We start from the raw sequence: 12,188 nt of genomic DNA on the forward strand, positions 1-12,188 counted from the left end.
CTGATAGCAGGAAGAATAAAATATCTAAGATGAGTATTTATAACGATTATATCCAGGAGATTGAAGAACGAAAAACCCAAGATCTTCACCCTAAACCTATTGATGGAGCTGAATTATTAAGCGAAATAATTGACCAAATCAAAAATATAAACACCTTTAACAGAGCAGAAGCTGTTAAGTTTTTTATATACAATACTTTGCCGGGCACAACTGCTGCTGCTGGCGTTAAAGCACAATTTTTAAAAGAAATTATTTCAGGTGAAGCAGTAGTTGCAGAAATTACACCTGATTTTGCTTTCGAACTATTATCACACATGAAGGGCGGACCTTCAATCAAAGTTTTATTAGATATCGCATTAGCTGATAATGGCGACAAAGCTAAAAAAGCTGCTGATGTACTTAAAACGCAGGTTTTCTTATATGATGCAGATACTGACCGGTTAAAGGACGCTTTCAATAACGGAAATGAAATCGCAAAAGAAATATTAGAAAGTTACGCAAAAGCTGAATTCTTTACCAAACTTCCTGAAGTAGCAGAAGAAATTAAGGTGGTAACTTTCATAGCCGGTATTGGTGATATTTCAACCGATTTATTATCTCCTGGAAATCAGGCGCACTCTCGTTCTGATCGTGAGTTACATGGAAAATGCATGATTACGCCAGAAGCACAAGCACAAATTAGAGCCTTGCAAGCACAACATCCTGATAAGAGTGTAATGTTGGTAGCCGAAAGAGGTACTATGGGCGTTGGCTCGTCGCGTATGTCGGGTGTAAATAACGTAGCACTTTGGACTGGTAAACAATCAAGCCCTTATATTCCTTTTGTAAACATCGCCCCTATTGTAGCTGGAACTAATGGTATTTCTCCAATTTTCTTAACAACAGTTGATGTTACCGGCGGTATCGGTATAGATCTTCAAAACTGGGTAAAGAAAACAGACGAGAATGGAAACGTTGCTCGTAATGAAAACGACGAACCAATATTGGAGGAAGTTTATTCTGTAGAAACAGGAACAGTTCTTACCATTAATACAAAAACTAAAAAATTATACAACGGCGACCAGGAGTTAATCAGCATTCCAAAATCGTTTACGCCACAAAAATTAGAGTTTATGAAAGCAGGTGGTTCTTATGCCATCGTTTTCGGTAAAAAAATCCAGACTTTTGCAGCTAAAACTTTAGGTATTGATGCACCTGTTGTTTTTGCGCCGGCTAAAGAAGTATCAATTGAAGGCCAAGGATTAACGGCTGTAGAAAAAATATTTAACAAAAACGCTGTAGGCGTAGCGCAAGGCAAAATTTTACATGCAGGTTCTGATGTTCGGGTAGAAGTAAACATTGTAGGTTCGCAAGATACTACAGGCTTAATGACTGCTCAGGAATTAGAAGCAATGGCTGCAACGGTGATTTCTCCAATTGTCGATGGCGCTTATCAATCTGGTTGTCATACTGCATCTGTTTGGGATAAAAAGGCACAAGCTAACATTCCTAAATTGATGAAATTTATGAATGAATTCGGTGTCATTACCGCACGCGACCCTAAAGGAATTTACCACTCGATGACTGATGTTATTCATAAGGTATTGAATGACATTACGATTGATGAATGGGCAATCATCATCGGTGGCGATTCACACACACGTATGTCGAAAGGTGTTGCTTTTGGTGCCGATTCTGGTACCGTAGCGCTTGCATTAGCAACCGGAGAAGCTTCCATGCCGATTCCTGAATCTGTAAAGGTTACTTTTAAAGGTGAAATGAAAGCACACATGGATTTCCGTGATGTGGTTCACGCTACGCAATTACAAATGTTGCAACAATTTGATGGCGAAAATGTATTCCAGGGTCGTATTATTGAGGTGCACATTGGTACTTTACTAGCCGATCAAGCTTTTACATTTACCGATTGGACTGCAGAAATGAAAGCGAAAGCTTCTATCTGTATTTCACAAGATGATACGTTAATTGCATCTTTAGAAATTGCTAAAAGCCGTATTCAAATCATGATTGACAAAGGTATGGATAACCATAACCAGGTTTTACAAGGTTTGATTAACAAAGCAAATAAACGCATCGAAGAAGTCAAAACTGGCATTAAACCAGCTTTAATGCCTGATGATAACGCAAAATATTATGCTGAAGTTGTTATCGATTTAGATATCATCAACGAGCCAATGATTGCCGATCCGGATGTGAACAATGCAGACGTTTCAAAACGCTATACTCACGATACCATCAGAGATTTAACTTTCTATGGCGGTGATAAAAAAGTAGATTTAGGTTTCGTTGGTTCTTGTATGGTGCATAAAGACGATTTAAAAATCGTTTCTCAAATGTTGAAAAACGTTGAAGCACAAACCGGTACAGTATCATTTAAAGCACCATTAGTGGTTGCGGCACCTACTTACAACATCATTGATGAGTTAAAAGCAGAGGGCGATTGGGAATATTTACAAAAATACTCAGGCTTTGAATTTAGCGATGCTTTACCAAAAAGCGCAGCACGTACCGAGTATGAAAACATCATGTATTTGGAACGTCCAGGTTGTAACTTATGCATGGGTAACCAGGAAAAAGCTGCTAAAGGCGATACCGTAATGGCTACATCGACCCGTTTATTCCAAGGTCGTGTGGTAGAAGATAGAGATGGTAAAAAAGGCGAATCTTTACTCGCATCAACACCAGTTGTAGTGCTTTCAGCAATCTTAGGCCGTATTCCAAATATCGAAGAATATAAAGTTGCTGTAGAAGGTATCAACCTAACCAAGTTTACACCAATTTCTACAAAACAATAAGAACAAAAAAGCAATTTATTTGTTAATAAACTTGAAAGCTATCCGATAATCGGGTAGCTTTTTTATTTACACAAACATTGCATAGAATGGTTTTAAATAACACATTTTGACAAATTTCAAAAATAAGTGTATTAAAAATTGTTTAATTTAGTTAGTGTAGTTACTGACAATAATTTTAAAAAATAGAATATGGCTTTTGACATAGACATGATTAAAAAGGTATATGCAAACTTCGGCAGCCGAGTAGATGCGGCCCGCAAGATTGTTGGCAGACCTTTAACATTATCCGAAAAAATATTATACGCTCACCTTTGGGATGGAGACCCTAAAAAAGTATTTTCTCGTGGAACGGATTATGTAGATTTTGCTCCAGATCGCGTTGCGATGCAGGATGCAACTGCTCAAATGGCACTATTGCAATTTATGCAGGCTGGACGTCCAAAAGTGGCCGTTCCTTCTACGGTTCATTGCGATCACTTAATAACAGCTAAAGAAGGTGCATCAATTGATTTGCCTCATGCAAAAACAGAAAGTGCAGAAGTTTTTGATTTCTTGTCTTCCGTATCCAATAAATATGGTATTGGCTTTTGGAATCCCGGAGCTGGTATTATACACCAGGTGGTTTTAGAAAATTATGCTTTCCCTGGCGGAATGATGATTGGAACCGACTCACATACCGTAAATGCAGGTGGTTTAGGTATGGTTGCCATCGGTGTTGGTGGTGCTGATGCCTGCGATGTTATGGCTGGATTACCTTGGGAGCTTAAATTCCCTAAATTAATTGGGGTTAAGCTAACCGGTAAATTAAACGGTTGGACAGCTGCCAAAGATGTTATCCTTAAGGTTGCAGGTATTTTAACCGTAAAAGGTGGTACAGGTGCAATTGTAGAATATTTTGGCGATGGCGCAACCTCTATGAGCTGTACCGGTAAAGGAACCATCTGTAATATGGGTGCCGAAATTGGTGCGACCACTTCAACTTTCGGTTACGACGAAAGTATGGAACGTTATTTACGTGCAACCAATAGAAATGAAGTTGCAGATGAAGCTAATAAAATTGCCGCATACTTAACTGGCGATGATGAGGTTTATGCAGACCCTGAGAACTATTTCGACCAGGTTATTGAAATTGATTTAGATACTTTAGAGCCATACTTAAACGGTCCTTTTACACCGGATTTAGCGACTCCAGTTTCTCAAATGAAAACCGAAGCAGAGAAAAATGGCTGGCCTTTAAAAGTAGAATGGGGACTAATCGGTTCTTGTACAAACTCATCTTACGAAGATTTATCAAGAGCAGCTTCAATTGCAAACCAGGCAATTTCTAAAGGTTTGGCAACAAAAGCCGAATTCGGTATAAATCCAGGTTCTGAGCAAGTACGTTACACTGCAGATCGTGATGGATATTTAAAAACTTTTGAAGATTTAAATGCTACAATTTTCACCAATGCCTGCGGACCATGCATTGGCATGTGGGATAGAACTGGTGCAGAGAAAGCAGAGAAAAATACAATCGTACATTCATTTAACAGAAACTTCGCTAAACGTGCCGATGGTAATCCAAATACCTTCGCTTTCGTAGCATCGCCAGAAATGGTAGCTGCAATTGCAATTTCAGGTAATTTAGGTTTCAATCCACTAACGGATACTTTAACAAATGATAAAGGCGAGCAAGTGAAACTCGACCCACCTACAGGTTACGAATTGCCAACAAAAGGTTTTGCTGTAGAAGATGCAGGTTTCCAGGCGCCAGCAGCTGATGGTTCAAACGTTCAGGTTTTGGTTTCTCCAACTTCACACAGATTACAATTGTTAGACCCGTTTACACCCTGGGAAGGTACAGATTTAAAAGGCTTAAAACTTTTAATCAAAGCAAAAGGCAAATGTACAACCGACCACATTTCGATGGCGGGCCCTTGGTTAAAATTTCGTGGTCACTTAGATAACATTTCAAATAACATGTTAATCGGCGCGGTAAATTACTTCAATGATAAAACAGATACCGTTAAAAACGATTTAACTGGCGAATACGGCCCAGTTCCGGCTACGCAACGCGATTATAAAGCAGCAGGCTTGGGTTCAATCGTGGTTGGCGACGAGAACTTCGGAGAAGGTTCATCGCGTGAACACGCCGCTATGGAACCTCGACACTTAGGCGTTCGTGCGGTATTGGTGAAATCCTTTGCCCGCATCCACGAAACAAACTTAAAAAAACAAGGCATGTTGGGCTTAACATTTGCCAACAAAGATGATTACGATAAAATCCTGGAAGGCGATACAATCGATATTTTAGGTTTAACTGAATTTACGCCTGATAAACCACTCACATTGGTTTTACACCATCTTGATGGAACAGAAGAACAATTCCCAGTTAATCATAGCTATAACGCGCAGCAAATAGATTGGTTTAAAGCAGGAGGAGCGCTAAATATTATTAGAGCAGAGGCTGCAGCAAAAGCCGAACAATAAAAAATAATGAGTAAAGAGTAAGGAACAAAGATAAGTAGCTTATCATTACGCTTTTCTTTCTCCTTAATTGCATAAAATCCCGTTTTGAGTGAATCAAAATGGGATTTTTATTAGAAAAGCAATTTCAATGATGCTTCTGTTCCGAAAGTCCCGTTATCCGCTTAAATCTTTTTGCGATTGTTAACCAGGACTTGTTGAAAACCTGCAGCAAAAAGTATTTCCGCTCCTACCGGGTTTAGCAAAATCAGGTAAACCTAAGAAAACTAACTATTCAAACTCGTAACCGCAATCATAACAGTGGTAACATTTATTGGCAATCACGGGCAAATAAAACAAAAGAAAGGAAACTATCTTTAGCCAACTTCTGCGTTTGGGTTGTGTGGCCAAACCATAGCCAACATTAATAGAATTACACTTTTCGCAGTGCACTCCAATAGTTTCTTCAGGTGTGTATGCTGCAAAATTCTCAGCGCTATCTAATGATAAATCCTGCGCTAACAAATCTTTTATGGCTTCAACATCGCGTTCAAAAACAATTAATTTAATGCCACCCACCGCTTGGTTATACAATGGATTCAGTGTTGAAATATTTTCATCAGCCAAAAAGCACGAGAAGCCACTATCTTCTAATCTGCCTTTAATTATATTAGCCTCAAGTGGATTGTAATAAGTGGCATAAACAATTGTTTTATCATTCATAGACAGTAAATATACTTATCAATTATGATAAACTAAGAATTAAGTTTTCAATTAACTATGCACCAATTTATAAATGCTTTGCATATAGTTTGCTTCCTCAATCGTTTCAAAAAACTCTTGCCATTCAGCTCTGGTAAAAACCAGGCTTATATCAGGGAATGGTGTAGATAAAATCACAACCTCTTTCCCATCGGGGCGATTTTCCAGGTAATCATCAAAATCAAGGTTTCGGGTTGACTGGTGAAAAACTTTAAATTGTTCAAAAGAAAAATTCATTAAAACTCCAGAACGCCAAATATTTAAAATTTTGCAGTTATGACATTGGGCAATGGTAATGTTTTGATTTTGAGCGAGAACTATGGTTTTGCACATAAGAATGTATTTAAAATTGTTCATCTGCTTAGCTTCTTATAGTGCCTGATTTACCTGTTCCAAAATCAGAACAGGTAAACAGGGCTTACAAAAACTAACCAAATGATAATATTGATTACTCAAATCAACATTCAAATATACACTATTTAGATTAAGTCTAAATAAATATGTGAAAATAATTATTAAAAATTTAACTTAGGTTTACCATTCTCGCAAGTAATTGATTTAGGGCCAACAATTACGGCACAATCAGAACTCATTCCCCATTTTACATTGAATGCTTTCTGCTTATTATTGTACACTTCAACCTTTTTTAAGAATTCTACAGCATCAATATTTATAGAATAAGCAATAAAACTACTTGCACCACCACAAGGTTTTGCGCCAATTGGTACAATGCGCCAATCTGATGCATTGGTACAAGCAACCTGATCCGAAATTTTTTGTAGTTCATTTCTTAAATTAGAAAGTTCTTGCTCATCATTACTTTTTGAGCCTTTGAAATCTTCCTCAGTACAAGAAATTAGAGATAATAAAAAGAAAAATAATAGTATGATTGGGTATTTAGCAAGGAATGCGTTTTTCATATAAGCTTAAATTTAAACAAAAAACGATTTGCTTAAATCAAACGCTACAATTAATCCAGTAAAAACTTCTGCCACCAATAGCCAGATTCTTTGATTGTTCGTTCCTGAGTTTTAAAATCATTATAGACCAAACCAAACCTTGCATTAAAACCTTCGGCCCATTCAAAATTATCCATCAATGTCCAGGCCATGTAACCAGAAACCGGTGCACCGTCTCGCTTAGCCCTTAGTAAAGCCTCCAGGTATAATTTAAAATATTCGATACGGTCAGCGTCCTCGATTTTACCATCTACAATTTTATCGTGATAAGCGGCACCATTTTCTGTAATCATAATATTTTTAACGCCAGAATAATTAGTAAACTTCATCACGATATTATAAAAGCTATCTGCATTAATTTCCCAACCCATCGCAGTATGTGGTTTTTTTCTGCTTTTGGCCTTCACTTCCCAAGCCTGAATAACCGGAATAAAGGCATTGTATTTTACCGTTAAAGGAAAATAATTCTGTAGCCCGATAAAATCAAAATCGAATTTGTACCTATCCATGTGTCGCCATGTCCCATACTCAATTTGGAACTTCTCCAGAACATCCCAATTTGCTGTAGGAAAGCCCAAACCAAGAGTCGGTTCTATAAATAGTCTATTCATTAGACAATCCACCCTGTTTGCAGCCAGAATATCATTATCACTTTGTGTGTAAGGTAAAATTTCTGAGCAAGAAAAAGTTGTACCAATATTTACCCGATTAATTTCTGCACGAAGAATCTTCCCGCCATCGGCTTGCGCCAAAGCAGTATGATGAACAGCAGAAAAGAAATTGCTTAAACCTGTTTTCCCCGGAGCGTGTACACCAAGCATATAACCAAGCGAGGTAAAACCAAAAGGCTCGTTAATGATGAGCCAGTTTTTAACCTTATCACCATATTCAATTGCACAGATACTTACAAAAGTGTTAAAAGCTGCATTGATGCTAAAACTTGTCCAACCACCTTCATCTTCTAAAGCCTGCGGTAAATCCCAATGGTATAAGGTAATGTAAGGGGTAATTCCATTTTCTAAACATTCATCAATTACATGATGATAAAAGCGGATACCTTCCTGATTAATTTCTCCTCTACCCAGGGGCAAAATTCTGGTCCACGCTATTGAAAACCTGAAAATTTTAAACCCTAAAACTTTAACAAGAGCAATGTCTTCTCTAAAACGATGATAGAAATCGCAGGTTACATTTATTTTGTGACCCTTTTTAATTTTACCGTTTTTAGCCGCGAAAGTATCCCAAATGGATGGACCTTTGCCATACATATCAGATGTACCTTCTATTTGGGCAGCAGCAGTTGCAACGCCCCATAAAAAGTTGTTCCCGAAATCAGAAGCTTTTATCATTTATGTAAATTAACAGGCTAAATATGAGAAGTTAATATTAATAAACCGTTAAGCTTTAACTTGTTAATTCAGCGCTAAACCAATTTCTTTTAATAAAATAGCCGCATTAAAAGTAGAACATGCTCCATGTTTCAGCTTGTAATCAAATTTCATTTCACCATCATTAATCTGAATATCGAAATGGAAATTTCTAACCGTTTCCTCGTGTTCTGCGCTCAAATCGGCTAATTGCAAATCATGTGTAGCAAATAATGCTGGTGTTTTTTCAGCAATAAGTTTCTCAATAAAAACTTTCGAACCTAAGTATTTATCCCTGCTATTGGTACCACGCAGCATTTCATCTATCAAAACAAAGGTATCTTTATCTTTAACAACATTATCCAATATCATTTTCAAGCGGTTTAACTCTGCTTTAAATGTAGATGTACTTTCATTTAGCGAATCTTTTATCCGCATGTACGTGTTTAGCTTAAAAACGGAAAGTTGCATCTGCTTTGCACAAACAGGCGCACCGGTGTAAGCCAAAATCGCATTAATTCCAATCGTTCTTAAAAAGGTACTTTTCCCGGCCATGTTCGAACCGGTAATGATATCAACCGTTGCAGCATTTTCTACCTTAAAATTATTACTTATTCTAATGTTAACCGGAATCAAAGGATGACCAATTTCAGCAACTTCTAATTTGAAATCAGCCTTAATTTCTGGAAAAACCCAGTCCTGATGATTATATGCCAGGGTACTTAGGGAGATAATTTCTTCGAAATCGCCTAATTGGTCGAGCGCAGCAACAACATCTTTTGACGAGCTTTCATACCATTGCTCAAGATTAACGCAACATTTCAAATCCCAAAGTAAAAAAGCATTTAAAACTGTTGCTACAACAATGTTTAACCGCGCATCAAAATTTTGGATAATCTTTGCAAGCATCTTTATATCATCGCTTACAGGTTTTGAGAAAGAAAATAATGTAAGAATGTACTCACTTTTCCATTTGTATCGTTCGGTCCAACGAATGGTTTCAGCATAACCATTTAACAGATTTGAACCACCGCTAAAGCTGTAATACACTTTATTAACCTTCGAGCCCTTCGCTATAACCCAAGTGGTGTTAATTAATAAGTAAAGTGTTAAGATATTCCATAAAATACCGTTAAAAATTATGGCAGCTAGGAGTAATCCTACAGAAATAAAAGGTACTAGCTTCACGTAAATCCTTAGCGCCGGATTCTTTACGAAAGCCAATTGTGTACCTAATTGATTGTTTAATTGTTCTTTTATCCGCTCAATTTTATCAACATCAGAACCATGTAAATTTGCCCTGAAATCAAAAGTATCATCAATATAATTTAAAACTTCCTTAACAGCTTCTTGTCTTGATAAAATGTTCTGGCGGTTAGTCGTTTCTGATAAACTTTTAGCCAACAGCGATTTACCTTTTTTGGTGAAACATCTGTTAATTAAGGCATAAAGTGAAGCATTTCCGAAGATATCCAGGTCGGAACTGTATGGATGATTCGCTAACTCGAATAAACCTCCATCCTCATAACCATTATTTAATCCGTTTAGTTGATTCCATTCATTTTGATAAACCCATAATAGTTGCTTCTGGTAGTCGATTTCCTTATCTAATTTACTTTGTTTTTTCACTACAAAAGCAAATACAACCACAGGTATGATTAAGCATATTTGCACAAATGTTCGCCAAAAATTATCTGCAGAATTTAACAGCAAAACGAATAAAGTAATTTCTGCCAGGAACAAACCGATCCTTAAAAAAGAAAAGTTCTCTACCTGTTTATTTGTTCGGTCAATTGTTGCTGTTACACTTTCTATATTCTGGCTATAACTAAAAATTATCTCCTCTTGCGTTTTTAACATTATATTTGAATCTCAAAAATTCTAAAGATAGAAAATTATTAAATGAAGATTACGCTTTTAGCCATTGGTAAAACAGAAGATAAATATTTAATCGAGGGCATTGAGAAATACATCAACCGCCTTAAACATTATATAAACTTTACTTTTGTTGCCATACCCGATGTTAAAAACGTTAAGAACCTTTCAGAGGCACAACAAAAAACAAAGGAAGCCGAACTGTTGCACAAACAAATTAATAATGGCGATGTTGTTATTTTATTAGATGAGAAAGGAAAAAAATATTCATCAGTTGAGTTTTCCAATTACTTAAACAAACAAATGGTTGGCAGTGTGCAGCACTTGATATTTATTATCGGCGGCCCATACGGTTTTGATGATACCATTTACAAACGGGCAAATGGATTAATTTCCTTGTCAGACATGACCTTTTCTCACCAAATGATTCGTTTATTTTTTGTTGAGCAATTGTACAGAGGTTTTAGTATTTTAAAGGGCGAACCATATCATCACGCATAAACAATGGCTAACATTGTGGAATTAGCATTATAAAAACATCATTAAATAAAAAAATTATGTTACTAGATAAATATAAAAGACAATACAAATTTAAAAGCAGGCAATCAGGAAGTGATAAAGTTTTGTGGATTAGCCTGGCCATTTCAGCAGTGGTTATTGCTGTTTTATGGTACTTTTTTTAAGAAACGCTTTTAAACAAGAAAGGCGTTGCAAATTGCAACGCCTTTCTTGTTTAATATCAGGTAAGAAGGTTTATACTCCTTTTTTACTGGTCATGTTGGCTTTTTTAGCTGGCGCTGATGTTTTAGTAGTAGCCTTAGCATTTGCAGGTTTTGCACTTGCTTTAGGTTTTTTATCAACTTTTTCTTCAGCTAATTTAGCTTCAGCTTCTGTAGCTGGTGCTTCAGGAGCATCTTCAGTAAACAAAGGCATATCTTTTAATAAGTTATACCAACCGATGATTTTTTTCATGTCCGAAGCATACACTTTTTCTTCGTCATGTCCTGGCGCAACCTCGTTAAAGTAAGCACGCAAAACTTTAGTATCTGCTTTAGTATCAGGCGCTGTACCTTTCTCACTTATTTTAGCAAATACATCAACAAGTTTAATTTCTTGCTCCTCACCATAAACGGTAATATCTTCAAGCGATGCAAGTTTTGTATTTGTAATGTTCGCTACAATTTTAACTTTTTGAGCATCAAGGCTTTCTAAAATATAACCAACTTTATTTTGTCCAACAAGTTTAAACAAACCTGGTCTGCCAGAAACGGCAACTATTCCTCTTAAGTTCATATTTCTTTTGCTTAGAGCTTTGAGCATAGAGCATAGAGTAAACTCTATGCACCAAGCACTCTGCTATTAATCTTCAATTATTTCTACAGTTAAAATCTTGTCTCCCTGACGGATATCATCAACAAGATCAACATTTTCAACTGCTTTACCAAATACAGTGTGGTTACGGTCTAAGTGAGCAGTATTTGTTCTGCTGTGGCAAATGAAAAATTGCGAACCGCCTGTATTTCTACCAGCATGCGCCATTGATAATACACCACGATCGTGAAACTGATTTTCGCCATCTAATTCACAATCAATTTTGTAACCCGGACCACCAGTACCTGGCATGCCAGTTGCACCATCTTTAGAATTTGGACAACCAGTTTGCACCATAAAATTAGGAATCACACGGTGAAAAGTTACACCATCGTAAAAACCTTCTTTAGCTAATTTCTTAAAGTTCTCTACTGCTTTCGGAGCATCTTTCTCAAAGAACTCAACAGTCATATCACCTTTTTCGGTTTTGATTATTGCTTTACTCATATCAATTTTATTTATTAAAAAATTCCAACAAGTATTAAAACTTAATCGGGAAGCGCAAAAATAGCAAAATTTATAAATAGAACATCTTTAAATATAAAACGTTATCGCCCTGAGCGGAGTCGAAGGAAAAATGTTCCTATGTTTTTAACCAATAGATATAATTTTTA

At 36.6% G+C, this 12,188-nt stretch carries 10 protein-coding genes; 3 read left to right on the forward strand and 7 right to left on the reverse strand.

What is annotated here, in order from left to right:
* The first annotated feature begins 29 nt into the window (after window positions 1-29).
* The gene (locus R2Q16_RS01600; RefSeq protein ID WP_316734775.1) at window positions 30-2,795 is read left to right on the forward strand and encodes a bifunctional aconitate hydratase 2/2-methylisocitrate dehydratase; all 2,766 of its coding nucleotides are present in this window, start codon (window positions 30-32) and stop codon (window positions 2,793-2,795) included.
* A gap of 189 nt (window positions 2,796-2,984) precedes the next feature.
* A complete protein-coding gene (locus R2Q16_RS01605) occupies window positions 2,985-5,264 on the forward strand; it encodes an aconitate hydratase (protein WP_316734776.1) in 2,280 nt (759 codons plus the stop codon).
* A gap of 267 nt (window positions 5,265-5,531) precedes the next feature.
* Here the strand turns inward: R2Q16_RS01605 and R2Q16_RS01610 are convergent, their stop codons facing one another.
* The 5 genes from R2Q16_RS01610 to R2Q16_RS01630 form a co-directional block, all read right to left on the reverse strand.
* Window positions 5,532-5,963, reverse strand: a complete 432-nt coding sequence (locus R2Q16_RS01610; RefSeq protein ID WP_316734777.1) for a putative signal transducing protein — start codon at window positions 5,961-5,963, stop codon at window positions 5,532-5,534.
* A 51-nt stretch (window positions 5,964-6,014) separates the two neighbouring features.
* Window positions 6,015-6,335 (reverse strand): hypothetical protein, encoded by a 321-nt coding sequence (locus tag R2Q16_RS01615; protein WP_316734778.1) that lies wholly within the window; start codon window positions 6,333-6,335, stop codon window positions 6,015-6,017.
* Window positions 6,336-6,517: 182 nt separating this feature from the next.
* The gene (locus R2Q16_RS01620) at window positions 6,518-6,922 is read right to left on the reverse strand and encodes a hypothetical protein (protein ID WP_316734779.1); all 405 of its coding nucleotides are present in this window, start codon (window positions 6,920-6,922) and stop codon (window positions 6,518-6,520) included.
* A gap of 50 nt (window positions 6,923-6,972) precedes the next feature.
* Complete coding sequence (locus R2Q16_RS01625; protein WP_316734780.1) at window positions 6,973-8,310, reverse strand: GH1 family beta-glucosidase; 1,338 nt, start codon at window positions 8,308-8,310, stop codon at window positions 6,973-6,975.
* 63 nt (window positions 8,311-8,373) lie between these two features.
* Window positions 8,374-10,188: a MutS-related protein gene (locus tag R2Q16_RS01630; RefSeq protein WP_316734781.1), complete on the reverse strand. Its 1,815-nt coding sequence runs from the start codon at window positions 10,186-10,188 to the stop codon at window positions 8,374-8,376.
* A 42-nt stretch (window positions 10,189-10,230) separates the two neighbouring features.
* Between R2Q16_RS01630 and rlmH the strand changes: the two genes are divergently transcribed.
* Window positions 10,231-10,704 (forward strand): 23S rRNA (pseudouridine(1915)-N(3))-methyltransferase RlmH, encoded by a 474-nt coding sequence (gene rlmH, locus R2Q16_RS01635; protein WP_316734782.1) that lies wholly within the window; start codon window positions 10,231-10,233, stop codon window positions 10,702-10,704.
* A gap of 252 nt (window positions 10,705-10,956) precedes the next feature.
* On the opposite strand, the gene R2Q16_RS01640 is transcribed toward rlmH, so the two are convergent.
* Window positions 10,957-11,496 (reverse strand): DUF5606 domain-containing protein, encoded by a 540-nt coding sequence (locus R2Q16_RS01640; RefSeq protein WP_316734783.1) that lies wholly within the window; start codon window positions 11,494-11,496, stop codon window positions 10,957-10,959.
* A 66-nt stretch (window positions 11,497-11,562) separates the two neighbouring features.
* Window positions 11,563-12,021 carry a peptidylprolyl isomerase gene (locus R2Q16_RS01645; protein ID WP_290241904.1) on the reverse strand — a complete coding sequence of 153 codons (459 nt, stop codon included), beginning with the start codon at window positions 12,019-12,021 and terminating at the stop codon, window positions 11,563-11,565.
* Window positions 12,022-12,188 lie beyond the last annotated feature (167 nt).

It is taken from the genome of Pedobacter aquatilis (assembly GCF_032678425.1).
GTDB classification, from domain to species: domain Bacteria; phylum Bacteroidota; class Bacteroidia; order Sphingobacteriales; family Sphingobacteriaceae; genus Pedobacter; species Pedobacter aquatilis_B.